The following is a 25,426-nucleotide window of genomic DNA, read 5'->3' as shown; positions in this document are numbered from 1 at the left end:
GTTTGCAAATAGAAACGACACCCAAATGACAGCCGATCAAATCTTCCTGTTCTCACTTTTTGTCGCCGTCTTCGGCCTGATGCTCTGGGGCCGGTTTCGCTACGACGTTGTTGCGTTCTCAGCCCTTTTGATCGCCGTGGTCTTTGGCGTTGTGACGAAGGACGACGCCTTTTCCGGCTTCGGGCATCCGGCGACGATCATCGTCGCGCTGGTCCTCGTCGTCTCGCGCGGGCTCATCAATTCAGGCGCGATCGATCTCGTCATGCGGCTTCTCGCCCATGGCGGCCAGTCCGTCGGTCGCCACATCCTCAAGCTCGCCGGCATCGGCGCCGTCATGTCGGCCTTCATGAACAATGTCGCGGCGCTGGCCCTGCTGATGCCCGTCGACATCCAGGCGGCGGCGCGCGCCAATCGCAGCCCGGCGATCACCCTGATGCCGCTGTCCTTCGCGACCATTCTCGGCGGCCTCATCACCTTGATCGGCACCCCGCCCAACATCATCATCGCCTCCTTCCGGCAACGCGAATTCGGCGAGAGTTTCCAGATGTTCGACTTCGCTCCGGTCGGCGTTGTCTGCGCCGTCGTCGGGGTCGCCTTCGTCGCCACTATCGGCTGGCGCCTGCTGCCGGCATCGGTGAAAAACCGAAACGCCGCCTCCGAGCTGAAAGACATGCATGGCTATGTGGCGGAACTGGTGGTCAAGGAGGAGTCGCCGGCGATCGGGAAGAAGGTCGCCGATCTCGACGAGGACGCCGCCGGCTTGGAGGTCGCCGTCCTCGGCCTCGTCCGCAACGGCCGGCGGCTGCCAGGCGCTGCAAGGCGCGAGGAAATCAGGCAGGGCGACCTGATCGTCGTCGACGCCACCCCGGACGCGATCGACTCCTTTGTCGGTCAGCTGAAACTGGGGTTCATCGGCGAGGAGAAGCACCGTGAGGAGGCCGGCTCCGACCTGAAGGTCATCGAGGTCGTCGTGCCGCGCGATTCCCGCATCCAGGGCCGCTCCGCCGACGATGTCCGCCTGCTCCGGCGCTACAACGTGACGCTGCTCGGCATATCCCGGCGCGGCAAGAGGTTCCGCGAGCGGGTGCGCCGACAGCCGATCGCCGCCGGTGACATTCTACTGTTGATCGGGCCGGCGGGCCGCGTCGAGGATGCCGCAAACCGCATCGGCGCCCTGCCGCTGGCCGAGCGCGGCCTGCAGGTCACCCAGCACGGGCGCGCAGGCCTGGCGGCAGGCGTGTTCGCCGCAGCCGTGGCGCTCGCGAGCTTCGGCGTCGTCTATCTGCCGGTCGCGCTGGCCGCCGTCGTCGTGATCTATGTGTTGACCGACATCATTCCCCTGCGCGAGGTCTATGACGATATCGAATGGCCGGTCGTCGTGCTTCTGGGCTCAATGATTCCGCTCGGCGTGGCGCTGGAAAATTCCGGCGGCACGGTGCTGATCGCCGACGCACTGGTCGCCGTCGCCGCCGGCGCGCCGGCCTGGGTGGTGCTCACCCTGTTGATGGTGGTGACCATGACCCTGTCCGACGTGCTCAACAACACCGCAACGGCCGTCATCGCCGCGCCCGTCGCCGTCGACATCGCCGGCAGTCTCGGCGCAAGCCCGGACCCGTTCCTGATGGCAGTGGCCGTGGCCGCCTCTTGCGCCTTCCTCACCCCGATCGGCCACAAGAACAACACGCTGATCCTGGGCCCGGGCGGCTACGCCTTCGGCGATTACTGGCGCATGGGCCTGCCGCTGGAGATCATCGTCATAGCCGTCGCCGTTCCGATGATCATGATCGTCTGGCCGTTCTGACGGCTGGGGAAAAAGGATTAGTCCCCATCATGATCGTCAACGATCCGGCTGGAAAGCCATTGATAGACGCCGAGACTGACCAGAGAGATGGTCGCGGCGAGAAACAGCGCGGCCGGGTAAATCGCGAACTGGATACCTTCGCGCGTCGCCTGGAACACCATGACGAGCGCCTCCAGGCTGGCCGCGATCACGATGATTGTAATGAATTTCGTGATCGAGCGACGCGATTCGCGGGTCGATCGCAGCTCCCGGCTGCGAAGCACCTCTTCCTCGGCGATGAATTTGGCGGTTTCAATGACTGCGAAGCCGATGATCAAAAGGCTTATGCTGGACAGCGCCGTGCTGGCGGCGTCCGCGCCTTGCGTGATCTGCCACATTTCCCACAGCGCCGTGCCGAGGAGGAAAAACGCCAGCGCCATGAGCACCGTCGTGGCCACGACAAAATAGACAAGCGATATCTTGGAATAGAATTCCTGCACGTTGCGGGCCCCCAAATGACTGATTGAGAACATCAACGCCGGAACAAGGTCATCGGTTCCGTGACAATCCAGATTTGGTTCAATGGTCGGGTTTTCCGGCAGATCAGGCGAACAAGGACATGCCTCAATGCACCCTGCACGTATCGCACAGACCGCGGAGCTCGATGGTCGAATGGCTTACCGAAAAGCCGTTGTTTCTTGCAAGACTGGCGAGATGACCGGCCATCGCTGCGTCGTTGATCTCGATGACGCGGTTGCAGCTCTCGCAAATCGCAAAGGCGGCCATTTCGTGCGTCCCGCAATCCGGATGGCGGCAGGCGACAAAGGAATTGATGCTTTCCAGACGATGGATCAATCCGAATTCGATAAGCTTTTCGAGCGCGCGATAGACCTGCAATGGCGCCCGGAATCCCTCGTCCCGCAATTGATCGAGGATCGAGTAGGCGCTCAAGGGTTCTTCAGCGGATTTCAGCGTCCTGTAAACCAGGGTCTGGTTCTTGGTAAGCTTCAGTGCTTCGGCGGGTGCGGTCATTTGACTATGTCCTTCCTGCGGGCGAAAACGGAAAACAGCGGCGTGAGGCTGACGATGAACAGCAGCATGGCGGCGACCACGATGGACGGTCCGGACGGCGTGTCCCATTGCAGGGAGCCGAAAAGTCCGAGGATAACAGCTGCGATTCCGGACAGCGCCGCCAAAACCGCCATGACTTCCGGGCCGTTTGCCAGGCGCCGGGCGGTTGCAGCCGGAATGATCAACAGCGCAGTGATGAGCAGGACGCCGACGATTTTCATTGCAATCGCGATGACGATCGCCATGAGGAGCATGAAGACAATATTGGTTTTCTCTGGCGCCATGCCTTCGGCCGCCGCCAGTTCCCGGTTGACGGTCGATGCAAACAGAGGCCGCCAAATCCACGCCAGGATCGCAAGGACGACTGCTCCCCCGCCATAGATTAAAGCGATGTCAGTTTTCGAGACGGCGAGGATATCGCCGAACAGCAGGCCCATGAGATCGACGCGAACCCAGGTCATGAAAGCCAGTACCACCAGACCAAGCGCCAGCGATGAATGGGCGAGCAAACCGAGTAATGAATCAGACGACAGGGACGCACGCTGTTGCAAGGCGACCAGCGCAAGCGCCACCAGAGCACAGACAATGAAAACTGCGAACACCACGTCGATCTGGAAAAACAGGGCCAGGGCCACGCCCAGAAGGGCGGCGTGGGACAAGGTGTCCCCGAAATAGGCGAGTCGGCGCCAGACAACGAAACAACCCAACGGAGCAGCCACGATGGCGACGCCGACACCAGCGACAATCGCGCGAACGAAGAAATCATCCAGCATTGTGCGCCTCCGCCTGTTCCCTTTCATTTCCGTGGTGATGCCCGTCGTCAGCGTGGCAATGGTCGGTTACGCTCCCGTCCGAATGGCGCACGGTTCCATCCGGCAGGTGCTCATGGTCGTGATCGTGTTGATAGAGAGCCAGAGCGGACGCCCTTTCGCCGAACAGCCTGCGGTACTCGTCGCTTTTGGCGACGATTTGCGGCGTTCCCTTGCAGCAAACATGTCCGTTGAGGCAGACGACCTGATCGGTCGCGGCCATGACCACGTGAAGATCATGGGAAATCAGCAGAATGCCGCATCGGAGGGTATCGCGTATCTTGCCGATGAGTTCGTACAGTTCGATTTCACCGGAATAGTCGACGCCCTGAACAGGCTCGTCGAGAACGAGAAAATCCGGTTTGCGGGCAATCGCGCGCGCCATCATGACGCGTTGAAACTCGCCGCCGGACAGATCGCCGACTTCCGCTTTCTCAAGATGCTGAACCCCGGTGGATTGCAGGGCGGCGCGCATGTCGGAATCATCCAGGGTCTCGGTCAACCGCATGAAGCGCCCGACAGTCAGAGGCAAGGTCCAGTCGACGGCGATCTTTTGCGGCACATAGGCGATCTTCAAAGATTTGGTCTGGGTCGATGTCCCCTCGTCCGGTTTGAGAAGTCCCAGCGCCATCCTGGCCGTTGTCGATTTGCCGGATCCGTTCGGTCCGATAAGCGTGACAATTTCACCACGCGAGACGCTCAGATCAACGCCTCGAACGAGCCACCGGCCGGACCGATAAACCCCGGCATTCTTGAGATCAACCAATGATTCGGATGGACTCAACACGCAATTATCCAGTGCTCTTGTCGCTTCTTTTCTACTTCACACCCGTTACGATGGACCATGAAGTATTGGATTCTGGTCACCGCTTGCACTGATCTATGCCAGACGTTATAGCGTTACGCAACGCACGTAATAACATAACATATTGGAGATCACCATGAGCGCTCGATTTGCCTTTCCTGTTCTCGCCGCAGCCGGATTATTGTCCACCACGGCTCTGGCCGACGTGAAAGTCGTCGCGTCGATAAAGCCGGTTCATTCGCTGGTCGCTTCGATCATGGAAGGCGCGAGAACGCCGGAAATTCTGGTCGACGGCGCCGCCTCCCCGCACACATACAGCCTGAAACCCTCCCAGGCGCGCAGCCTGGCCGACGCCGAAATTGTCTTCTGGGTTGGCCCGTCGCTCGAACCGTTCCTTGAAAAGCCGCTCGAAACCATCGCTGGAGGATCGACGTCGGTTGCGCTCGACGACGCGCCCGGACTGACGCTTCTCGATATCCGCGAGGGAGGGACGTTCGAAGAGCACGACCATGAAGGTCATGATGATCACGCTGACCACGATGATCATGATCACGAAGCTCATGATGGGCACGACGACCATGACGGCGATCATGACCACGGATTCAATCCGCATATCTGGCTTGATCCCGCAAATGCCGCAGCCATGGCGGACGCAATCGCCGCGACCCTGCAGAAGGCCGATCCGGACAACGCTGTTCTCTACGCGGAAAATCTGGCCAATGTGAAAACCCGACTGACGGCCTTGACCGAGGGGGTCGCGCCGGTTGTGGAGCCCGTGAAAGATAAACCCTTTATCGTCTTTCACGACGCCTATCACTATTTCGAGAATCGCTTCGGACTTGCCGCCGCAGGCAGCATCACCATCAGCCCTGAAGTCTCTCCGGGCGCCGCCCGCATTTCCGAAATCCGTGAGAAGGTCGAAGATCTCAAGGCGGTTTGCGTGTTTTCCGAGCCTCAGTTCGAATCCTCGATCGTCAGCACGATCATCGAGGGAACCGATGCAAAAACGGCGGTTCTCGATCCGCTCGGCGCAGAACTCGCCAACGGTCCGGACCTCTATTTCTCACTGATTGGAAACCTGGCCGACTCCATGGCTGATTGCCTCGGCTGACCGGATTCCGGCAGATTCAGGCTCCCGGCCCAATTCGGCCGCATCGTTGCCCTTGCTTGCAGTTTCGCATGCGTTAGGTATTGGTCTGGCCAGGACCGGGAGTTTTTCATGTTTCAGCGCTGCCTTTTCGGCAACCGATCTCGATGGCTGAACGCGCAATGGCTGCGCGCCGCCCTCCTCGTTCTGGCGATCTGCTTTGCGCCAACGCATCTTCAGGCGCAGACAAATCCCCCGGCCGGAGACGAGAGAGAGGCGACTCCGCAGGCTGCGGCGCTCGATCCGGTCTACGAAACATGGGACGAGACCGCAAAAGAGGCCGAAGAAATACTTGAGGACGGCGTCGCAGACATCCAGACGCTGGAACAGTTGCGCGCGACCATCGCCGGTCAGCGTGACGAAGCCTTCAAGCGAACCCAGGCGGGCAGCGTCAATGTGCGCGCCTTGCAGGCGCAACTCGATGCGCTCGGCCCCGCCCCGGCCGAGGGCGCGGAGGAGCCCGCAGGGATAGCGACGGAACGTTCCAGACTGCGTGAGGCGATCGCGGCGGCGAACCGGCCGATTCTCGCCGCCCAGCAATCCTTCACCCGGGCGGAATTGCTCATTCGCGAAATCGACTCGCAGATCCGCGCCCAGCAGACGCGACAGCTTCTGACGCTCTACCCCTCGCCGCTTCTCGTTCAGAACTGGGCGCCCGCATTCGAGGAGCTTGGCGACGACTTCTTTGAAATTCGCGCGCAGTTTCGCGACGTCATGGACGATCCGGACTATGCGCTAGGCATCCAGAACAGCCTGCCGCTCATTCTGTTCCTCGGCCTTCTCGCGCTCCTGCTGCTGACGCTTTCGGAGCGTTTCTTCGCACAGCGGATGGAGCGTCTCGCCGAAAAGACCAGAGGTCGCCGGCGCAGTTCGCTGATCGTGATCGCCAACCTGTCGCGGCTCGCGCTGCCGCTGGCCGGCTTCCTGCTCTTCGTGGTCATTTTGCGCATTCTCGGCATCGAGATGGATTCGGCGAGTAACATTCCCTCGCTCGTCTTCGTCATCGGCGTCTTTCTGATCGTCGCGCACTGGATCGGGCATACGCTGTTTGCTCCGCGCAATCCGGAATTCCGGATACTCGGCCTGGACGACGCCCATGCCTGGCAGGGGCTGCGGCTCGCCCAGGGCCTGGGCGTCGTCTTGTGCTTCGATCTGGTGCTCCTGCACCTGGAGAGCGAATACGGCTTCACGCCCGCCACAAAGGCCGTCCTTTCCGCGCCGATCGTCATTGCCGGAAGCCTGCTTCTGTGGCGCTTTGCAAGCCTGTTGCGGATTGGCGGCGACACCGGACCCGACGCCGACCATGACGAGGAGACCGAGACACGACTGAGCTCCGGCTTCCTGGGCTTCGTGGCGCGCGTGGTGCAGGTGTCCGCGGTGCTTTCGGTTCTCTGCGTGCTGATCGGCTATGTGGATCTTGCCCGCTACGCCATGGAGCCGGTAATCCAGACGCTCGCTCTGCTGGGCTTCGGACTTATCGTCTACACGCTTCTGATCAACTTGATCGAGGACCTGATCGGAAGGGATCAACAGACCGAGGATCGGTTGTCTTTGTTCCCGATCGGCCTGATCATCCTGATTTCTGCGGGCCTGCTGCCGCTGCTGGCGCTCGTCTGGGGCGCGCGGCCAACCGATATCGCCGAGGCCTGGCGCTATCTGACCGTCGGCGCCCAGATCGGCGATACGCGCATCTCGATCAACGTGATCCTGACGCTGCTCGTCGTCTTCAGCATCGGGGTGCTCATCACGCGCTGGCTCCAGCGCGTCCTTCGCGTCTCGGTGCTGCCGCGGGCGCATATGGATCAGGGCGCGCGCTCGGCGCTCGTCACCGTCGTCGGCTATGCCGGTCTGACGGTCGCGGCGCTGATCGCGGTTTCGATGGCCGGCATCAATCTGACAAGCCTCGCCTTCATCGCCGGCGCGCTTTCGCTTGGCATCGGCTTCGGTCTGCAGACCATCGTCGGCAATTTCGTCTCCGGCATCATCCTGTTGGCCGAACGGCCGATCAAGGAGGGCGACTGGATCGAGGTCGGCGGCAATATGGGGCTGGTCAAAAAGGTCTCGGTTCGCTCCACCCGCATCGAGACCTTCGACCGGCACGATGTCATCATTCCGAACCAGGATCTTATCGCCGGCACGGTCAAGAACATGACGCACTCAAGCCGCATCGGCCGGCTGGTGGTCCCTGTGGGGGTCGCCTATGGCAGCGACGTTGAGAAGGTTCGCGACATTCTGATGGAACAGGCCAAGGCGAATCAGTATGCGCTCAGCGTACCCGAACCACAGGTCATCTTCGTCGGTCTTGGCGACAGCTCGCTCGACTTCGAGATACGCCTTTTCCTGCGCGAGATCTTCACGATCCCCCACGCCCAGTCACAGCTTCTGATCGATATCTACAAGGCGCTGGGCGGAGCCGGCATAGAGATCCCCTTCCCGCAACGCGATATCCATCTGCGCGATATCGACCGGCTTGTGGAAGCGATGGAAAAGCGGCCTCAAAAGGCGCCGGAAGGATAAATTCACTGGGCGACGCACAACAGTTTCGACGGCTTGTGGAGCCTGATCGATGACCTTGGCAACCGACACCGGCTGAGTCGCACAGACGGTCCTGATCGCCTGCGTTGACGCATATTACCGGAAGGTGTCTTGGTTCCGGTGAAGACTAAAAGAAGAAGAGCGATGCAATGAAATAGAGCACGGCCAACATGGAGAGGACGGGTATAACAACCCAAATCCATGAGACATCGTAAGACATGTAGTTCCTCGCTCCCAATACGACGCCCTAATTAATTCGCTACATTTATATTAAGTATTAGTCAAACAACATTGGGAAATTATGCACAACAATTGGACAAATCATCTGCATATTGCGCAACATGGAAAGCGGGCGCACTACGCCGTTTGATACTTTTTTGAAAACAACCCCATGCACAGTAGAGAATTTGGGGCAATCGCAGACTGATCGGCCGCATTGATCGTAGTCCTTCAGCGTCCGAATTGGGTTCGGTCGTGTCCTGTCTGTTTCTGATGTGCGAGATCATGCAGCGGCGTCCGACCGCGTTTCAGGCAGAGGCAAATGACAATCCATGAATGGTAATTTGGACTCGGGTGGACCGGTCATCGGGAGATTGACCAATGTTTTCTTTCGCTGCCAGTGGCAGATAGGAGCAGTACCGATTAGTCGTTCGAGTTCAGCCTTACTCCGGGTCCACCTGCCTGATCTTCAAAGATGAAAATCACTCCTGCCTTTTCGAACAACGTTTTGATCTCTTGCAGAGATTGTGAACGGCTAGGTGGGATTCCATCACTCATTTCTAATCGATTTATTGTGTTTCTGGACATGCCGACTCGAGTTGCGAGTTCGACTGCGCTCCAGTTGAGTAGACCTCGTGCAGCGCGAATCTGACTTCCCGTAATCACAATTTTGCCATATTTCTAGTGCTTTTTGCACTATATTACGTTTATTTTGCACAATAGGTTGAGCATATGACCCAAAGAGCCCTATCAAATCTGAACTTACCAGATTCACGGCGCTGCGTCGCCAAATAATTGAATCTGATCCAGAAATTGATGAGACGACGCTTCTCGATACGCTGGAAGGCGCAACCGATTTGAACGAGGCGATTGCAGCCGTTGTGCGATCAGCATTGGACGACGAGTGTTTGGTAACGGGGATAAAGGCACGCCTCAGCGAACTGAAGGAGAGGCTCGATCGGATCCAGATCCGGATCGAAAAGAAACGCCAGCTGGCTCTTTCAACAATGGAAGAAGCCGGCATCGAAAAGATCCTCGAGCCGGATTTCACGCTGTCGCTGCGCACGGCGCCGCCGAGTGTTCTGGTTACGGATGAAACAATTATCCCCGAATGGTTCTGGGTCCCGCAACCTGCAAAGCTCGACAAACGCGCCCTGCTCGACACGCTGAAGGCTGGAACCGCCATCACAGGCGCTGAACTTGCCAATACCCGCCGTTCACTCGGCGTGAGGAAGAAGTAATGGTATTCGGTCCAAAGCAGGTTCGCCAGTTGAGAGCAAAACTCAAGCCAGCGAACATCAAGACGCGTATGGAAAACGGCGTTGCGCTTCATTATGTCGAAGGTTGGCATGTCATTTCCGAGGCAAACCGTATTTTCGGCTTTGATGGATGGAGCCGTGAAACAGTTGATGCGCAGTGTGTCTACACCAAACACAATGGCGCGCGATACGACGCGGTCTACACCACGCGCGTCCGCGTTGTCGTCGATGCCGATGGCGCCAGGATTGTCAGGGAGGGATCAGGAACCGGCGAAGCAAGCGCCCAGACACCAGGTCAGGCCCATGAATTCGCGTTGAAGGCAGCTGAAACGGACGCCACCAAACGCGCCCTGATGACCTTTGGGAACGCTTTTGGTTTATCGCTGTACAACGCGGCAAAGGCAAATGGCGTTGAGACCGACAGGAAACAATCTGAAATCAACGGAGCCCCTGCCCTTCAGGGCTCGACGTCGATAGAAAGCAACGAGACTATTACTCCTACAAATGGCGCCAACGTTTCGCTGTCTTATAAGAGGCCCCAAAACAACGGGTTCATCCAAAAGTCGCTGACACGCGCCAAAAGTCCGATCGACAAATCTGCGCTGACCTTTGGCGAGCCGAAACGCATTCGTGATCCCGATCACCTGAAATTCGTCGCCACGCATCGATGCATCGTCTGCGGGCGAAACCGCACACAGGCGCATCATCTCACATTTGCACAGCCCAACGCTCTGGGACGCAAGGTCTCTGATGAGTTTGTCGTGCCGTTGTGCTCAACCCATCATCAGGAACTCCATCAGTACGGCGACGAAAAGGGCTGGTGGCTTGACAAGGCAATCGACCCCGTCCCACTGGCCAAAGAGTTATGGAAGAAGCGCAATCCAAGAGAGAAAAAAGATACAACTTTAGGCGAATAATCACCCATAAAGCGGCTGTTAATACTATCTTTGGTGTTTGCGGCTCGGGAGCGCCAGGCCCATATTCCTTCCAGTTCAATCATGAAATGGAGGAAAAAATGAAACATGGTTCCGACGAAGGTTTCGTTCTGGATCTTGATGGTGAGGAAACCCAACAAGGGACTGAAGCAACGGAAGCTCCAATTGCGCCCGTAGACGTTGAATTTGAAAACGCTCTCACGATGTGGAAGGCGACCAGGAGCAACGACGCCGACATCCAGAATATGAAACTGGCTGAGCTGCGCCAACTATTCAACTCCCTAGATCCCGACAACGTTGAGCATAAGGTTTGGGCTGCGGTGGACGACCTCGCTGAGATTCCGATACAGTCACCAATAGAACACAAGATAGCCGTTCAGCAGATTGTCTTTGACGAAGTCGCGCAGCATTTGATGCGAAAAGCCATGCGTCCTGAAATGCCTTTGGGGACGACGACGACCTTGTTACTATCAGCATTGAAGCTTTCGGATCAATTTTTGAAGCTCGAATATGCACGCGCGAAAAAACAACGAAATAGGCAATAGTCGACATCTCCAGCATGACCTGAAACGCCGCCCTTTAAGACCATATGAAAAGCCAACTCGAGAATGAAAATTCTCTTCAACCTGACGCTGAAAAGCGTCTAAGGCAATTCAGATGACGACCAGCCACAAGCGGAACACATCCGCGATGCAACAAAGTCCTCGCTGCGGAGCGAAAACTCGCAATGGCGCGCCCTGCCGCTCACCGGCAGTACTTGGTAAGACGCACTGCCGGATGCATGGAGGATCAGTTGGTTCCGGAGCGCCACCAGGCAACAAGAACGCGATCAAACACGGTGGATATACAAGGGAAGTAAAACTTGTCCGCAAATGGGTTCGTGATCGCATTCGAGAGAGCAACGATACTCTCAAGGATTTCGCCAGTTCGTGAAACACCCATATGTTTCACATGAAACCGCGAAACAACAGGGTCTCGTGTCCTGCGAGAGGTCCAAAAAGCGATTTCTGCTCCTGATCCCATCAATTTTGCATTACAGTTGCATTTTCTGGTGTTGTCTGAACCCATGAACTTCCATCATGCGGAGGTCATGGATGACAGGTGCGTCGGTCGAGGCGACGCTTGAACTTTGGGCGTCTTTGCTGGGGGAAGAAACACGCAAGACAGGATGGGATGCGTGCGGAAGCGGCAGGCAACTCGGGCCCCTGTCGGCAACAGGCCATTCTGACGCGCTTTCGAATTTCCAGCTGACCGCAGGTCGGTCATGCGGACAAACCGAAGAACCCAACTATCTCGAGTGCCTGATTTGCGCCATGACTTACTTCGTCATCTTGCGCCATTTCCTGTCGATCGTGCTGTCCCCACGACATTGACCCCACCTGGTTGCGCTGTGTTCGGTTGCATAGTCGTCAAGTTTGTGTTGTCCTGTTCCTTCGAATTCCAAGCGCATCGAATGGGAAAGCGACGGCAAATCGGCATATGCGGTCTCAAACGCAGAGAGCGGAGGCTGAACGGTTGTCGATGCAGGGACCGAATCCTTGAAGCTAGGGATATCGTACTTTCAAGTTTTAGAACCTGAAGTAATACGTAATCTGTACGTCGGCGAGATGAAGAAGAACTTCGTCGACAGGAGTTGACGTCCAAATTGCAATCTTCGAGAAGACAAAAATTCCGTTACCGGTTTGGAAATCACATTCTGCAAACCGAACGTCCGCTCGTCAGTATAAGTGAATCCATCGAGCCGGATTCTTACTCAACCATTTTCATCACCGAAATTTCACATGACGCGGTTACCACAATATCACGCGGTCAGCTTGTATGGATTGACAGCAACGCTTCCTTTTCAGTGTGGTTGTCGGATGGCGCATACTTCATTCAATTTGACGAACTTGCAGGCTTCGAACTTTTGCTCGAACAATCGACTATCAGGATTCACCGCCCCCACGAAACAATGGACGAAACGATAGAGCATTTGCTGCTCGACCAGGTATTGCCGCGTTTCCTCTCGAAGACAGGAGAGATTGTTCTTCATGCAAGCGCAATAGCGCAGAACGGCCTGTCTGTTGCGTTTCTGGGTGAATCCGGCGCCGGAAAATCTACTTTGAGCGCAAGCTTTGCAGGTGAAGCGACGCTGCTTACCGACGATGCGCTTGTTACAATGTGCTCGGGCACAAGTGCAGAGGTGATTCCCACCTACCCAACACTGCGCCTTTGCACCGCATCCATTCAGGGCCTTTTTGAAAATCCTCCGTCAACAATGCAAATGGCTCAATATTCCACCAAAAGGCGATTAACGAGCAAAAGCCATGTCCCGACTGTCCATGGAACGTTCGAACTCGCGTGCTGTTTTCTGATCAACCGAAATCCGGCTGGCTCAAATGTATCAATCGAATCAATCGGTCAGAAACAGGCTTGCATGACGTTCGTGAAAAGCATGTTTCAACTTGATCCGACAAACCGGACTACGATGGAGCATACACTTAATTCTGCCATCAAATTGTCGGAACTTGTCCCGGTTTACCTCTTGAACTACCCCCACGAGTTCGATCGGCTGAGCCAGGTACGGGAGGCCGTGAAGGACTGTCTAGGAAAGAGAGCGAGCCATTATGGCACACAACGATAACGCGAGTTATCAACCAGCCGGTTCAATACTTATTCAGGAAGTGGAGGACGGGGCCGTTCTTCTCGATACTGAAAAGGGATTTTACTATGGGCTGGATGAAATCGGCGTCAGAATATGGTCTCTTGTTGAAAAGGGTAAGACTTTCTCCGAAATTTGTAACGAAATCCAAGCAGCCTACGACGTGACCGGGGAGACAGTCCGAACCGATGTTGCTTCACTAATCCGCGACATGTGCGACAAGAGCATCGTCACCGATGTGTAAAAAACGGCTAGTCTATCTGGAATATGATTGGGTCGCATCCATGTCGTGGGCATCGCATCGCAATTACTTGGTCTATATTAAGTAGAACCATCGATTGTCCGAGAGACGGCTTGATTTGGTATGAAGTTTATAAATTTCTTTCGATTGCCTCCAGCCGGAAAGTCTGTCGTTTTGATTACGGCAATTTATCTCCCCTTCTTCACACTCGGGCTGCGAATGCTCGGTTTCGAAAGCATGGTCAAATTCAGCAGTTCGGGTACAACCCGAAAAATCCATAACGCGCGAACGATCGCCGTAGATACGGGAAGATATGTCGGCCTTTGCACCAACGCTCTGGTTGGCGAAGATAGTTGTCTCGTTCGGTCTTTGATATTGCGCAGAATTTTGAGCCGCAAGGGAATACCGACCGAATTGAAAATCGGCATTAGACGAGACAGCGGCCAACTTGATGCCCACGCCTGGGTGGAGTATGAGCAGTTACCGGTTAATGACCGACCCGACATAGCCCGGTTTTACCGACCGTTCGACACATCTCTCTCTCGATTGTCGACGGTTTGACCGAGACCGGCTAACCACTGTTTAGGTTCCGCCATTGCCGGACAATTCTCTCGAGATGTCTCTTGACCCGCTGCCGGTTTGTCACTGAAAACACTGCACCACGCCAGCGTCCTGGATTTGCGAAAACAGACAGTCCCAGACGCATCCAATCGGCGATGTGATAGACTTTCAGCGTCTCTGGTTTTTCCAGACCTTTCAAAGCTGTCTCAGCCCACAGGGAATGCCGTTTTGAATATTTGACGGCCGGATACCATGAGAAACCTGTCACCTGCTCGCACGCACGTACAAAGGCGAGAAAATGATCCTCAAGTTCCGCTCGGATGAACCGGTCATGCACCACATCCAAATCCGGTTCACCGGACGTACATAACTTTGTAAAATCTACAGCATCGCGCAAGCGGAAGACACGCCGCCGATAGAAATTTGAGCCTAGCTGGGCATGCAAAACGAGATGGATAATCCGGTCGTTGCAGGAAGGAATCAAAAATCTGCCAACCTCGGATTCCATGATTGTGGCGTTTTTTCTCAGCTCTGTCGCATCCAGCAATCCCTGGACAGGCCAGCGCAGACATCGAGTATGAAGTTCAACGCCGGTCGGCCAGCCTTCCTTCATCATTAGGGGATAGTGCTTGTCAATCGAGATGCTGTAATCCGACTGAAGACTACGATACCCGCCCGCCTCAAGGGCATCGACACAACCACGAAGCAAACATTCGTCTACAAGAAAGTCGAAATCGCACATGAAGCGCCAATATTGAGGCTTGAAATCTTCTTCCGCGATAAAGCAGGCGCCCTTCAGCAATAAGGGTTCGCATCTCGTCGTAAGAATGCGCAGGCAGTTTCTCAGTTGTTCTGCAAGCTTGTCTGCATTGTCTTTCGATTGCGTCTTCAGAACCGAAACCACAGATTGGTTTGTTTCCAGTGTGTCTGCTCGACCATGAGCTTTCAAATAACGGTCATCAGCATCCAGAAATGTCCAAAGGATATCCTGTTCGATAGCGAAGGTAAGCAGGGCATTAGAAAACTTTTCGCTCAGTACGGGAAAATTACCAAATCGATCAGGACTGCAAGTCTCGGGAGCAGCCAGCAAACTCGCAGCTCTGGTTAGAAGAATACCATCCTGAACAGAGCCGGATCTGGAAGAATGTTCAACCATGCATCAATCAAGACAGTTTCTCATTGAGAAGCCCTCAACCAGACCAAAAATCAGTGTCCATCCTTCATCGGATCCAACCAAACAACTTCATTCCGTTTGCCGATAACGTTCTGTCAGGGTCGAAAGGTGTTTCAGAACTTCCTGCCAAGAACCGAAGTGATCGGGAAATCGGGCAGCCACCGCTTTCGAAATTTCGCCCATTGAGTTTACTCCATCAACCAGTTCGAGGCAGGCCAAATCGATTTCAGCTTTCGCACCCAGTTGCGGAACGTGATCCGCCGACGTCCGTTCCAGAGCGGATCTTGTCAGCAAATTCGACAGGAAAGTCGATTGCCGTCCGCTTCTCGCCGCTGCTTTATCATCGCGGGATCTTACCTGCCAGTTCCATGAATAGACGTAATCATTGTCGATCAGGTTCGCTTTCATGGAAATCTCGATCTCATCGCCCTTCTGCATCGAAATTGCATCTTCGAAAGGAAAGAACGCCTGGCCGTATATCAGTTCCGGCTGGCCCGGAGCGCTGGAAAAGCCAATGGAGTCCGTCAACTCCGAGTCGAACCAAAGGCAAAACCCATGTGCTGTTCCGTCCCGCTCCGCTTTCAGGCAAAGCTGGTTCATGACATTTGGATCGAGAATTTTATGGTAATCGAGACGAGCAAACCTTTGTGGCAGGGAGAGCAGGTCTTGCTCCTTTAGATTGACCCTGATCCAACTGTTGATCACGTACTTGTATCCCGGAGACAGATCCAGACCGTACTCGTTCGAAATCCAGGGTGACTCGAATTTCTTGAAGGTATCAGGTGCATCAACGATCGCAGCCATGACGGTGTCTGCGCGCGGGATCAGGCAGCCGGACGGTTTTAACAGTCTTTCTCTTGCATCGACGATTGAAGAAATGTGCGACTGAAAGAACGGCAAGACGCCACGAATGTCTGAGACGATTATGTCGGCTTGTGCTTCGGGCTTGAAGTCGGTTGAAAGCCCCTTGTAAAATGTGAAGCGATCCAGATACCCGTTTGCTTGCGCCGTGGTCTTGGCTATTTCAATGGCCGATTGTGGTTCGATTGCAACGACAGCTTTGGCCCCGAACCGACAGGCGAGCAGCGAAAAGATGCCGCTCCCGGCGCCGATATCCAGGACAATCGATTCACTTGTGACAAGGCTTTCAAGCGCTTTCGCATATGGTTCCATGCGCGGTGCATTCGTTACCATCCCGCCATAGCTCAAAAGGCTGTAACCGGTTACCAAATTCTGCGCCAATTCTATTTGATGTATGTGCTAGAAATCCCATACAGGCTGTTCGCAGCAGCCCGAATGGCTCATTGTTGCGCAAAGTCCATTGTCGCGCAGCGACGGACCCTTTCACTGAACGGCTAAACCTCTCCGACACGCGTCAGACGCGCACCCTTAAGATATGTTGCAACCAGTCTACCTCTAGCGCAGGTCATCCGCGCCGGGTACCTTGCGTCCCATGCGCCGCCTCGATACACCGCATCATACCTTCTGCTTATCGGTTTGATCCGCGCCGCCGCCCGAATTCTCGTTCTGCGTACCCGTTCCGGCAGCAGTCAGGGAATTCACGCTTCCATACACAACAAGTTTAGGCGTCGAATACTTCTGTTTCGGTTTTTCCATTTGAACTCTCCTTTGTCTGCTTGATCCTCATTAGCCACAATGCGAAGAAATCCAATTTCCGATTTCCATGGTTTGTAGCCGCAGTAGAAGAATGAAAATGAGCATACGGATATGCTCCTGCGTTTTCAACACCGCATTTATCGAGATCATCCATTTCAGCCCAAAGCGCTTCGGTGAATTTTCCGCCCAAGTGTTCCTTGCCCCGACGCCAGACCACCGATGACGGCAAGTGGTCAATCATTGCGTTGCGCATCACATATTTCGGCCAGCCATCGCGCTCGCGCTGGTCACCGGGAAGGCTGACGCAAAGTTCCACGAGCCGAAGATCGAGGAGCGGATCCCGAGGCTCGATACCCAGTGAGGATGCGACGCGATCGTAGCGCTCCCTGCCAACCGTCAGGTTAGGGTGTACAATCATGTCGGCGAGTTCCGCGCTCGGCGACTTCCAATCTCTGCGAGAGGGCAACCGGCTGTTCCTCAATCGTTCGTCCAAACGATTTCGCCTGACAAACTCGGGATTCAAGCTGGACAGTTCTTTCCTGGCGCCGGATGTGAAATACCATCGCAATTGCTGCTCCGTGTTCAGAAGGAATTCGGGCAAAAACGCCTTTCGCGCACTGCCGATAAACGTCTTCCATGCCGGAAAGGCAGGTCCCCAGAATCGTTGTTCGCCAATGGCGTCGCGCCAGGCCTGGCGCCACCGCCCTTCCCTGAACAAACGCGCGATATGCCTGCCATGATTGAGAACCACATCACCGGCAGCACCGTCCAATACGGTTTTTGCGCCTGCTTTGCGCGCCGCGATATAGACAGCCCTTGGCAAAGTCATCTCTCCATCCCAAGGCTCCTCAATTCTCAGGAGTGTCTCCTTCAAGTCATCCAAATTCGGTTCCAGATGCGCGCAATCGACCAGATATGGATCCAGACCCTTCATCGTCAGTGACGCAAAGATGGATTGCGTCTCCATACAGTCCGTTGCAGCAGAATTGATGGCCGAGAAGGTTTTTAGCGGCGCATGGTCGCTTCGTCTTAGGATATCGCTTGCGACCGCCACAACGGAGCCTGAATCCATACCGCCGCTCAGCATCGCACCCACCGGATCAGGGCTTCGCAAACGGCACCGAACGCTACGTTCCAGGGCATCATAAAAGGCTTCCGCATACGCCTGGTCGGATGACAGGGCCAAGATCGGTCTTGGTTGCAAACGCCAATAAGATTGCACTTTGATAGTTGACCCGTCAGCGACCAGAAAATGGGCAGGCGGCAGACGGCGAATTCCGCAAAAAAAGGTACTGGACGGGTCGTATGCTTCCAAATCAAGCAGATAGTCACCGATCTTGGATTCGTTTAATGATCGGTTCACGCCATCTAAGGCAAGAATCGATGCCGGTTCAGACGCGAAGGCAAAACTATCACGGTGATCTTCCAGATAGACAAGCGGACGCATTCCGAAGTGGTCGCGTGCACAAAATATCTGTTCCTTGGCGGGATCCCAAATGGCGAAGGCAAAATCGCCGACCAGATGATCGAGGCAATTCTTGCCCCATTTCAAATAGGCTAGCAGTATCAGTTCGCCGTCGCCAACGATGGCAATGCCTGCGACTAGCCCCAGGGCTCCGATCAGATCGTCGCGGTTGTCGAGGCGAACGTCGGCTGTGATGACGCAACCGGATGCCCGGTGCTGGAACGGCAGACGCTCCTCAATCGCTTCGGGCGTGGTCGCAAGCAGAGTGTGGCCCAGGCAAACCCTTTCACCCGACCAGTGGCCTGTTCGGTCCGGACCGCGGCGTTCCAGCACGGTAGTCATTCGCTTCACCTGCTTCGGACCGGCGTTCCGACCGAAACGTTCCAGTATGCCGCAAACACCGCTCATCTATCGGCTCCGAGCAGTTCCTCGCTTGAAGCGACCTCTCGAACCTTGCCGCAGGTGACCTGCAAGATCCGATCGGCCAGCGCCAGACTGGCGGGTCGATGCGTGATCAGGATGACAGTTCGATTCTTGAGCCATCTGCAGGATTGCTCAACGAACAAAGCCTCGCCTTCAAGATCGAACATGGAGGTTGCTTCATCGAGGATCAAAATCGGCGGATCCTTTACCAGTGCTCGCGCCAAAGCCAGGCGCTGTGATTGCCCACCCGACAATCGTACGCCATGGTCACCGATCATGGTGTCGTAGCCCTGCGGGAATTCGACAACGAAGTCATGCGCCTGCGCCAGGCGGGCGGCATCCTCTATTTCCTGTTTCGTCGCCGAAGCACGACCATAACCGATATTGTCGCGAATACTGCCGTCAAAAAGAAACGGACGTTGGGGGACTATGGCAATCTGATGTCGCAGATTTTTCAGGTTCAAGGTCGAGATGTCGTGACCATCGAGATACACGGTCCCGGCGTCGGGCTCGAACAAGCGCATCAGCAAAGCGACCAGAGTACTCTTGCCTGAGCCATTGGCTCCAACAAGCGCAATTGTCTCGCCCGGTCGGATCGTCAAACTCGCGCCGCGGAGCGTTTGACCCCGATCGGGATAGGCAAACCAGACGTTGCAAAACCGGATCTCACCGCGTGAGCGCGGTATTACTTTCGTCAGAACATAGCCGGGCTCTGACTGCTCTTCCATCACAGATTGCAGCCTCGCCAGTGTACCCCGTGCATACTGAAACTGACCATAGGTATTGGCCAGAGTTCCGACTGGCCTCGTCAGGAGCGCAGCATATAACATGAAGCTGACAAGTTCAGCCGGGGTCAGCGAACCGGTACTGAGTTTTTGGCCGGCAAACCACAACAAGAGGATGGCCGCCGTACCGGTAACAAATTTTACCGCGGGATCAATTGCGGCGTTAATTCGATCCATGGTCAGATTGAGGCGCATGGCATAGTCGGCCTTGTCGCGAAAGCGAACGGATTCCACCTTTTCGCGTGTGAAAGACTTGATTGCGGGCAACATCTCCAGGTTTTCTTCGCCAGTTGCCAGAAGGTCGGCTTCCGCTTGCTGTGCGCGTCTTGCAATCCCTCGAATATGTCGGCCCACCAGCTTCATCACGATGTAGTAAATTGGAAGAAGCAGTGGGACGAGAAGAGCCAACACCTGATCTATCTGGTACATCAAAACTACGGCTCCCGACGCCGTCAACAGCGCGGGGATAATGCCGGTTAGGGTGCCGGTCAGAAAATTACTCAGTTGGTTGACTTCGTATGATTGCAGGGCAAGCAGATCTCCCCGCTTATGCCTCTGATGAAACAATAGGGGTAATATTTGCAGATGATCATGAATCCGAACGCGTAAGTCAGCGAGCAACGCAAGGGACACCCGGCTCGACAGATAGCGGCTGAAAAATTGAAGAACAAATTGCGTTGCCAACACAGCTATAGTGAGAAGAACGATCCAGGTAACGCCCACGCCATCGCCCAACAGGAGCATTCCGCTGAGTTTCCCTGCAAGAAAGGGAATAGATAGCGTGGTTGTTGAAACGAGCAACAGAAGCGCCGCCACGACCATTAGTTGGTATCGATAGGGGAAGGCATGAAGAAGGAGGGCCTTGAGCGTCATTTATCGCCCGAATGGTCGTGAAGCATTGCAGGCATCTCAATATGTCGCATCGCCTGTACCTGACAGTATCATTAAGGAAATCAAAGAAGACTTCAACGCCAAATTCAGCGCCGTTCCAATATCAGTCCGGCTGAAACCGCAACACGCTCCTATGTGAACAGCGGTCGCGTCCGCGCCTTTACCTCCCGCAACGAAGACGCCCAAGGTTCAAGCCTCGCCTCAACCGATGCACCTGTCATCCATGACGTCCGATTCATGGATATTCACGAGTTCAGATAAAATGCAACTATAACGCTAACTACCGAAGTATAGAGAAGGCATACAAAATGTTAATTACATGTATATTTTCTGTTAATTTGACAATATGCAACAGCTTCATGAACACTATTTTTCACGATGGAAGTAAAACACAATCTGATTCGAAATGCCGGGAGAAAAACTTAAGTTGATGCCTGTAGAAATATTGAACGCGCCGGTAGAACTGACTGAGCGATGGGCAACCCCATGTTTTGATAAACTGAGCAAGTTGGATTGGCCCGCTGCCTGCTGTGTGTCTTCCTTTGGAGCAAATATTGGGCTTCGAGCTTCCGATAACGATCTTCTGCGAAGCATGATCGACCGGCTACCGCCTTATGTAAGGCTCGTTGACCGCGACAAGTGTGACACTGTCATTTCCATGATTCGCGGTGGACGCGAACCTGGATCAAGAACCCGGAAATTCCATCTGGTCTACTCCAATCATTCTTTAATCGGTCGGTCGCATCGAATCGAAGAAATACTCAACCTGTTCGATTTCCAGCTAAACATTATCATCGCAGCCATGTCGCCAAGTCGAGTGTTCGTTCACGCCGGCGCCGTTGCTTGGCGTGGCAGAGCGATTGTTGTGCCTGGCCCTTCAATGAGCGGCAAAAGTTCCCTGATCAAGGAACTGGTCGATGCCGGCGCAAAGTATCTCTCTGATGAATATGCGATTATTGACCAGGACGGGCGCGTAGAGCCACTCGAAAAACCAATTTCATTGCGAGAAAATGGTTCGCGCCATCAAACAGATGTGCCTCTGTCGAGCATGCGCGAAAAGGTCGCCAAACAACCCTATCCAGTGGGTCTGGTCGTCGGCACACGGTATCGCGAAACCGCGAAATGGAAGCCAAAGAAACTGACGCCAGGTCAAGGTCTTCTGCTTATGCTGTCCAATACGCCAGCAGGCCGTATCAATCCACTACGGGTGCTGAGTTCGCTGCGTAATGTTGCAGGTCAGGCATCTTCCATCAGCAGTAATCGCGGTGACGCAAAAACTACAGCTACCAGTATTCTTCAACTAGTAGACGAAATGGCAGTCTAAATTAGAGTACAGAACCGAAAGAGGCGACTATGAGCAAGCATGAAAACCCGAAAGCAAAAGACAAGAACCTTATTCTGCAAAAAATGGGTGATGAGACTATCGTCTATGACACTGCAAGAGATGAGGCGATTTGCTTGAATAAAACTGCTACATCAGTTTGGGAGCGTTGCGATGGCGAAACAAGCGCTCATGAAATCGCCACAGCTTTAGATGATATCGGCGTCGAGGATGTGCAACTGACGCTTGAGCGTTTGTCACGATCAAAGCTATTGGAGGCTGCTTACCGAGCTCCATCTGAAACCTTCCAGACCACAAGCAGACGTGACGTTCTAAGGAAACTGGCCACCGCATCGGCCTTTGGCGCACCACTCATTGCCTCGATAACAGCGCCAACCGCCGCACAGGCGGCGTCATGTATTCCACCCGGTGATTTGTTGAATTTCTGCACCAATCCTAGTCAATGCTGCGATGATTGTGACATAAATCTAAACCTAATAGTCGACTGTGTTGCAGGGTTGTGCATTTGTGTAGATCTCTAGTTCGCAGAGCCACGAAATTTTGTCGCTTCAAACCGATAAAGCGCCATTGTATCAGATCTGGAAAAACAAGGGGGGCTGTTTCAAGATCGCCCTCCTTGATCGCGCTGATGATCTAATTTCCATCGGCGCCGGCTCGCTTATTTGGAACCACTTCCATGAAAACCCAAGATTTTCTCGCACCAAGCAGGGCCAACTTTTTTTTGCCGCAGCAGCAAGAAACGCGATCCGTTTCAACGCACAGCTAACTTTTATCCAGACGCTAAATCGGTCCTTTAAGCAGAGCAATATACCACACGTTTTCATCAAAGGACTTGCGCTCGGAAGCTACTATGCTTCACCCCAATCGCGGCCGGTCGGTGACATTGATCTTTGTTGCGGCGAGGTGCGATATGAAGACGCGGTCAACGAGGTGGCGCGCCTCACCGGAAACAAGATTCTACGGATTGGCGATAAAACAACGACGCTTCACATGCGAGGAGACAGGTTGTCATCCTTTATAAGCGTTGATGTTCATAAGACTTTGAGCGCATATGAACTGGATGATAGCGCTTTGAAAATGGCCAAGAAAGTGTGGATATCCGGGTTGGAATTACCCACACTTTCAGAAGAAGAACATCTTCGGCTCATTTGCCTTCATTTTCTCAAACACGGCGGTTGGCGCCCCATCTGGCTCTGCGACGTTGCGGCGATGGCGGAATCGCTCCCGAGCGATTTTGATTGGGACCGCTGCATGAAGGATGAGCGGACCGCACACTATGTCAGCACGGTGCTCGAGCTCTCTCGCAGAATTCTCGGCGCCGAATTCGAAATACCCGTGAGGTATCAAGCGACAACCCTGCCGGATTGGCTGGCGTCTGAAGTGTTGCGCCAGTGGAGCATGCCGCACAGAGCGCACATGCCAAAATCTCCAATACGCTACACTTTGGCGAATGAGCCGAGAAGGCTTCCCTCCGCTCTCGCTGCAAGATGGCCCAAACCTCTCCACGCAGTTTTCATTGTGGGCGGACGTTTTAGCAATCTTCGCCCACAGGTGTTTCAGTGCGCTGCATTCCTGAAAAAGGGGCTTTCACACGTCTACTGGAACTACATGACAAAAAAAATCATGAAAGCCTGAATGTGACGCAGACATAGCCTCCGACCGCTTGATGATTGCATTGCAACCGCTCACGGTCCCGAGTTGAAAAAACATCCTGCAATCCAAATAATCGATTTGCTCAACTTACAACAGATTTAGGCTTTTGGTAGCACCATCATACCCGTTTTGTCTTCAACGACGACGCTTTTCCGTCAATAATTACATTATCGCAAACTATGTTGATTGGAGACAAATTTTAAACAAACAAACGGTATGGTATACACCAGCGTGACCCTTCACGCGCGATCAGAAACGTAGTATGAAGGTTTTGTATTGCAGTGCAATGGCGCCTTGCAAATACAACAGGATAAAGTAGTATGGGATAAAAGTTCCCGTAAGAATGGAGTTTGGCGATGAAAGTTTTATTGGCGACGACTATAGTATGTAGTTTGTTGGGCGGGATTTCCCTCGTGAATGCCGAGGAGTTGGATTGCACCTGCACGACGAAACAGGCCTCCAATCAGGCCTACCCGGTCGTCGGCAAGATCGCCGATTCGTCCGGCAGCGTGATGTATTCCGGTACCACCGGTTTCATTGAAGGCAAAGCTGGCACAGAAATCACGTCCGGTTCCCAGATCAACGTTGGTCCGAATGGCAAGGCCAGCGTGCATATCGGCTCGACCTGCAATCTTGCGGCGGCTCAGAATACGGAAATCAGCATCCTTCAGCCGGAAGGCAAGGATGGATCGATTTGTGTTAAAGTTACGGAAGCCAATTTCGAAACGGCTACGCTGGGCACTGAATCATCGACTCACTCGCAAGCTAATCCGAATGGTGGCGGTGTCGACCAAAGCGCACTGGTCGCCTTGGGCGCTGCAGCTGGCATCGTCGCAATCACCTGCATTGGCTGGTGTCAGGATGACAACGGACCGCCTCCCGCCAGTCGGTAAACAGGTACCCAATTGAGAGGATATGAGTCCGGGTGTTCTACTCGGGCTTATTTTGCGTGTTCTCGGATTTATTGCTGCTGGAGAGTCCTTCGGTGTCACAAACGAAATCCGTCGAAGTGGGCAAGGTCATATTTTCGAATGACATGCCTTTCGTACTGATTGCCGGGCCGTGTCAGATCGAAAGTCGCGACCATTCGATGAAGATGGCGGAAGCCGTCGTCCGGATCGCCAGCGATCTCCACATACCGCTGGTTTTCAAATCATCATATGACAAGGCCAACCGCTCTTCCGTGTCGGGCGAGCGCGGCGTCGGCATCGATGAAGGCCTGAAGATTCTCGCCGAAATTCGCGACAGTTTCGGGTGCCCCGTCATCACCGACATCCACGAAAGCCCGCAGGCGGCGATCGCCGGCGAGGTTGTCGACATCCTGCAGATACCGGCCTATCTCTGCCGCCAGACCGACCTGCTGCTGGCGGCGGGCGCCACCGGAAAAGCGATCAACGTCAAGAAAGGCCAATTTCTGGCGCCATGGGACATGGCGAATGTCGCGACGAAGATCGCCTCGACCGGCAACGAACGCATTCTTTTGTGCGAACGCGGAACAAGCTTCGGCTACAACACGCTGGTGACGGATTTTCGTTCACTGCCTCAAATGGCCGACACCGGATATCCGGTGGTATTCGACGCCACCCACTCGGTTCAGCAGCCGGGCGGCAAAGGCTCATCGTCAGGCGGCCAGCGCGAGTTCGCGCCGGTTCTGGCGCGCGCGGCGCTCGCCGTCGGCTGCGCGGCGGTTTTCATGGAAACTCACGATAATCCGGACACTGCGCCCTCGGACGGGCCAAACATGATTCCACTTGAAGAAATGCCGGCGATGCTGTCGCGCCTTAAGGCGTTCGACGATCTCGCCAAGGAAGGGGCATGATGCCGCCGGGCACCGATCTCAAGGCTGAAATCCTTAAAGCCGCCCACACGTCCCTTAACGGCGTCGCGGCCACCGTTGACATGCTGGAGGGGCCGCTCGGGGACGCCATCCTGCAGGCTATGGAACTAGTCACCTCCAAAAGAGGCCGAGTGATCGTGACCGGCGTCGGCAAGAGCGGCCATATCGGCGCAAAGGCTGCGGCGTCGCTCGCCTCCACAGGCACGCCGGCGCTCTTCGTACACGCCACGGAGGCA

The 25,426-nt window shown here is 54.9% G+C and carries 25 protein-coding genes and 2 pseudogenes; 18 read left to right on the top strand and 9 right to left on the bottom strand.

Translation table 11 applies throughout. The annotated features are described in order from the left end of the window. The first annotated feature begins 25 nt into the window (after nt 1–25). Nucleotides 26–1,801: an SLC13 family permease gene (locus AAFN47_RS04220; protein WP_499807970.1), complete on the top strand. Its 1,776-nt coding sequence runs from the start codon at nt 26–28 to the stop codon at nt 1,799–1,801. A gap of 17 nt (nt 1,802–1,818) precedes the next feature. Here the strand turns inward: AAFN47_RS04220 and AAFN47_RS04215 are convergent, their stop codons facing one another. The 4 genes from AAFN47_RS04215 to AAFN47_RS04200 form a co-directional block, all read right to left on the bottom strand. Beyond that, entirely contained in the window at nt 1,819–2,280 is a 462-nt protein-coding gene (locus AAFN47_RS04215) for a GNAT family acetyltransferase (RefSeq protein ID WP_499807969.1), read from the bottom strand. Nucleotides 2,281–2,404: 124 nt separating this feature from the next. Further along, the gene (locus tag AAFN47_RS04210; protein WP_499807968.1) at nt 2,405–2,812 is read right to left on the bottom strand and encodes a Fur family transcriptional regulator; all 408 of its coding nucleotides are present in this window, start codon (nt 2,810–2,812) and stop codon (nt 2,405–2,407) included. Continuing rightward, nucleotides 2,809–3,624, bottom strand: coding sequence for a metal ABC transporter permease (locus AAFN47_RS04205; RefSeq protein ID WP_499807967.1), 816 nt, complete (start codon nt 3,622–3,624; stop codon nt 2,809–2,811). Before AAFN47_RS04205 ends, AAFN47_RS04210 begins: the two co-directional genes overlap by 4 nt. Next, complete coding sequence (locus AAFN47_RS04200; protein WP_499807966.1) at nt 3,614–4,447, bottom strand: ATP-binding cassette domain-containing protein; 834 nt, start codon at nt 4,445–4,447, stop codon at nt 3,614–3,616. Before AAFN47_RS04200 ends, AAFN47_RS04205 begins: the two co-directional genes overlap by 11 nt. Before the next feature lie 154 nt (nt 4,448–4,601). Between AAFN47_RS04200 and znuA the strand changes: the two genes are divergently transcribed. Beyond that, nucleotides 4,602–5,576, top strand: a complete 975-nt coding sequence (znuA, locus tag AAFN47_RS04195) for a zinc ABC transporter substrate-binding protein ZnuA (protein ID WP_499807965.1) — start codon at nt 4,602–4,604, stop codon at nt 5,574–5,576. Nucleotides 5,577–5,684: 108 nt separating this feature from the next. Then, nucleotides 5,685–8,129, top strand: coding sequence for a DUF3772 domain-containing protein (locus tag AAFN47_RS04190; RefSeq protein WP_499807964.1), 2,445 nt, complete (start codon nt 5,685–5,687; stop codon nt 8,127–8,129). Nucleotides 8,130–8,789: 660 nt separating this feature from the next. Here AAFN47_RS04190 and AAFN47_RS04185 read toward each other — a convergent pair. Further along, nucleotides 8,790–9,032 carry a helix-turn-helix domain-containing protein gene (locus tag AAFN47_RS04185; protein ID WP_499807963.1) on the bottom strand — a complete coding sequence of 81 codons (243 nt, stop codon included), beginning with the start codon at nt 9,030–9,032 and terminating at the stop codon, nt 8,790–8,792. Nucleotides 9,033–9,115: 83 nt separating this feature from the next. Here AAFN47_RS04185 and AAFN47_RS04180 point away from each other — a divergent pair, with 83 nt between their 5' ends. The 8 genes and pseudogenes from AAFN47_RS04180 to AAFN47_RS04145 all read left to right on the top strand — a co-directional run bounded on the left by AAFN47_RS04180 (nt 9,116) and on the right by AAFN47_RS04145 (nt 14,003). Next, entirely contained in the window at nt 9,116–9,607 is a 492-nt protein-coding gene (locus AAFN47_RS04180; RefSeq protein WP_499808363.1) for a siphovirus Gp157 family protein, read from the top strand. Then, nucleotides 9,607–10,542, top strand: a complete 936-nt coding sequence (locus tag AAFN47_RS04175) for a Rad52/Rad22 family DNA repair protein (protein WP_499807962.1) — start codon at nt 9,607–9,609, stop codon at nt 10,540–10,542. Before AAFN47_RS04180 ends, AAFN47_RS04175 begins: the two co-directional genes overlap by 1 nt. Then, nucleotides 10,491–11,105 carry a hypothetical protein gene (locus AAFN47_RS04170; protein WP_499808390.1) on the top strand — a complete coding sequence of 205 codons (615 nt, stop codon included), beginning with the start codon at nt 10,491–10,493 and terminating at the stop codon, nt 11,103–11,105. The genes AAFN47_RS04175 and AAFN47_RS04170 overlap by 52 nt, the downstream gene beginning before the upstream one ends. 112 nt (nt 11,106–11,217) lie before the next feature. Next, nucleotides 11,218–11,493, top strand: coding sequence for an HGGxSTG domain-containing protein (locus AAFN47_RS04165; RefSeq protein ID WP_499807961.1), 276 nt, complete (start codon nt 11,218–11,220; stop codon nt 11,491–11,493). A 161-nt stretch (nt 11,494–11,654) separates the two neighbouring features. Beyond that, nucleotides 11,655–11,799: pseudogene (locus AAFN47_RS04160) on the top strand (IS701 family transposase); the annotation flags it as partial. 406 nt (nt 11,800–12,205) lie between these two features. Further along, a complete protein-coding gene (locus AAFN47_RS04155; RefSeq protein WP_499807960.1) occupies nt 12,206–13,183 on the top strand; it encodes a hypothetical protein in 978 nt (325 codons plus the stop codon). Then, complete coding sequence (locus AAFN47_RS04150) at nt 13,167–13,445, top strand: PqqD family protein (protein ID WP_499807959.1); 279 nt, start codon at nt 13,167–13,169, stop codon at nt 13,443–13,445. Before AAFN47_RS04155 ends, AAFN47_RS04150 begins: the two co-directional genes overlap by 17 nt. A 120-nt stretch (nt 13,446–13,565) precedes the next feature. Further along, complete coding sequence (locus AAFN47_RS04145) at nt 13,566–14,003, top strand: lasso peptide biosynthesis B2 protein (RefSeq protein WP_499807958.1); 438 nt, start codon at nt 13,566–13,568, stop codon at nt 14,001–14,003. A gap of 10 nt (nt 14,004–14,013) precedes the next feature. On the opposite strand, the gene AAFN47_RS04140 is transcribed toward AAFN47_RS04145, so the two are convergent. The 4 genes from AAFN47_RS04140 to AAFN47_RS04125 form a co-directional block, all read right to left on the bottom strand. Further along, complete coding sequence (locus AAFN47_RS04140) at nt 14,014–15,159, bottom strand: nucleotidyltransferase family protein (protein WP_499807957.1); 1,146 nt, start codon at nt 15,157–15,159, stop codon at nt 14,014–14,016. Nucleotides 15,160–15,246: 87 nt separating this feature from the next. After that, nucleotides 15,247–16,419 carry a 50S ribosomal protein L11 methyltransferase gene (locus AAFN47_RS04135; protein WP_499807956.1) on the bottom strand — a complete coding sequence of 391 codons (1,173 nt, stop codon included), beginning with the start codon at nt 16,417–16,419 and terminating at the stop codon, nt 15,247–15,249. A gap of 340 nt (nt 16,420–16,759) precedes the next feature. Next, nucleotides 16,760–18,667, bottom strand: coding sequence for an asparagine synthase-related protein (locus AAFN47_RS04130; protein ID WP_499807955.1), 1,908 nt, complete (start codon nt 18,665–18,667; stop codon nt 16,760–16,762). Further along, complete coding sequence (locus tag AAFN47_RS04125) at nt 18,664–20,340, bottom strand: ABC transporter ATP-binding protein (protein ID WP_499807954.1); 1,677 nt, start codon at nt 20,338–20,340, stop codon at nt 18,664–18,666. Before AAFN47_RS04125 ends, AAFN47_RS04130 begins: the two co-directional genes overlap by 4 nt. Between AAFN47_RS04125 and AAFN47_RS04120 the strand changes: the two genes are divergently transcribed. From AAFN47_RS04120 to AAFN47_RS04090, 7 genes and pseudogenes are all read left to right on the top strand, one after another. Then, the gene (locus AAFN47_RS04120) at nt 20,330–20,497 is read left to right on the top strand and encodes a hypothetical protein (protein WP_499807953.1); all 168 of its coding nucleotides are present in this window, start codon (nt 20,330–20,332) and stop codon (nt 20,495–20,497) included. The genes AAFN47_RS04125 and AAFN47_RS04120 overlap by 11 nt on opposite strands. Nucleotides 20,498–20,788: 291 nt before the next feature. After that, nucleotides 20,789–21,682, top strand: coding sequence for a hypothetical protein (locus AAFN47_RS04115; protein WP_499807952.1), 894 nt, complete (start codon nt 20,789–20,791; stop codon nt 21,680–21,682). A 29-nt stretch (nt 21,683–21,711) separates the two neighbouring features. Then, on the top strand, nt 21,712–22,221 hold the full coding sequence (locus AAFN47_RS04110) for a PqqD family protein (protein WP_499807951.1): 510 nt from the start codon (nt 21,712–21,714) through the stop codon (nt 22,219–22,221). 46 nt (nt 22,222–22,267) lie between these two features. Next, on the top strand, nt 22,268–23,335 hold the full coding sequence (locus AAFN47_RS04105; protein WP_499807950.1) for a nucleotidyltransferase family protein: 1,068 nt from the start codon (nt 22,268–22,270) through the stop codon (nt 23,333–23,335). Between the two features lie 374 nt (nt 23,336–23,709). After that, the gene (locus AAFN47_RS04100) at nt 23,710–24,246 is read left to right on the top strand and encodes a hypothetical protein (protein WP_499807949.1); all 537 of its coding nucleotides are present in this window, start codon (nt 23,710–23,712) and stop codon (nt 24,244–24,246) included. Between the two features lie 92 nt (nt 24,247–24,338). Beyond that, complete coding sequence (kdsA, locus tag AAFN47_RS04095; protein WP_499807948.1) at nt 24,339–25,172, top strand: 3-deoxy-8-phosphooctulonate synthase; 834 nt, start codon at nt 24,339–24,341, stop codon at nt 25,170–25,172. Continuing rightward, nucleotides 25,169–25,426: pseudogene (locus AAFN47_RS04090) on the top strand (KpsF/GutQ family sugar-phosphate isomerase); the annotation flags it as partial. The gene kdsA and the pseudogene AAFN47_RS04090, both read left to right, overlap by 4 nt.

The organism is Hoeflea sp. CAU 1731, assembly GCF_039888615.1.
Lineage (GTDB): Bacteria > Pseudomonadota > Alphaproteobacteria > Rhizobiales > Rhizobiaceae > Flavimaribacter.
This window is presented reverse-complemented; position numbering and strand designations above follow the sequence as displayed.

Coding starts and splice junctions, on each gene's coding strand:
- AAFN47_RS04220 (WP_499807970.1), top strand. CDS start 26: ATGACAGCCGATCAAATCTTCCTGTTCTCACTTTTTGTCGCCGTCTTC.
- AAFN47_RS04210 (WP_499807968.1), bottom strand. CDS start 2,812: ATGACCGCACCCGCCGAAGCACTGAAGCTTACCAAGAACCAGACCCTG.
- AAFN47_RS04205 (WP_499807967.1), bottom strand. CDS start 3,624: ATGCTGGATGATTTCTTCGTTCGCGCGATTGTCGCTGGTGTCGGCGTC.
- znuA (WP_499807965.1), top strand. CDS start 4,602: ATGAGCGCTCGATTTGCCTTTCCTGTTCTCGCCGCAGCCGGATTATTG.
- AAFN47_RS04190 (WP_499807964.1), top strand. CDS start 5,685: ATGTTTCAGCGCTGCCTTTTCGGCAACCGATCTCGATGGCTGAACGCG.
- AAFN47_RS04175 (WP_499807962.1), top strand. CDS start 9,607: ATGGTATTCGGTCCAAAGCAGGTTCGCCAGTTGAGAGCAAAACTCAAG.
- AAFN47_RS04170 (WP_499808390.1), top strand. CDS start 10,491: ATGGAAGAAGCGCAATCCAAGAGAGAAAAAAGATACAACTTTAGGCGA.
- AAFN47_RS04165 (WP_499807961.1), top strand. CDS start 11,218: ATGACGACCAGCCACAAGCGGAACACATCCGCGATGCAACAAAGTCCT.
- AAFN47_RS04150 (WP_499807959.1), top strand. CDS start 13,167: ATGGCACACAACGATAACGCGAGTTATCAACCAGCCGGTTCAATACTT.
- AAFN47_RS04145 (WP_499807958.1), top strand. CDS start 13,566: ATGAAGTTTATAAATTTCTTTCGATTGCCTCCAGCCGGAAAGTCTGTC.
- AAFN47_RS04140 (WP_499807957.1), bottom strand. CDS start 15,159: ATGGTTGAACATTCTTCCAGATCCGGCTCTGTTCAGGATGGTATTCTT.
- AAFN47_RS04130 (WP_499807955.1), bottom strand. CDS start 18,667: ATGAGCGGTGTTTGCGGCATACTGGAACGTTTCGGTCGGAACGCCGGT.
- AAFN47_RS04125 (WP_499807954.1), bottom strand. CDS start 20,340: ATGACGCTCAAGGCCCTCCTTCTTCATGCCTTCCCCTATCGATACCAA.
- AAFN47_RS04115 (WP_499807952.1), top strand. CDS start 20,789: ATGCCTGTAGAAATATTGAACGCGCCGGTAGAACTGACTGAGCGATGG.
- AAFN47_RS04110 (WP_499807951.1), top strand. CDS start 21,712: ATGAGCAAGCATGAAAACCCGAAAGCAAAAGACAAGAACCTTATTCTG.
- AAFN47_RS04100 (WP_499807949.1), top strand. CDS start 23,710: ATGAAAGTTTTATTGGCGACGACTATAGTATGTAGTTTGTTGGGCGGG.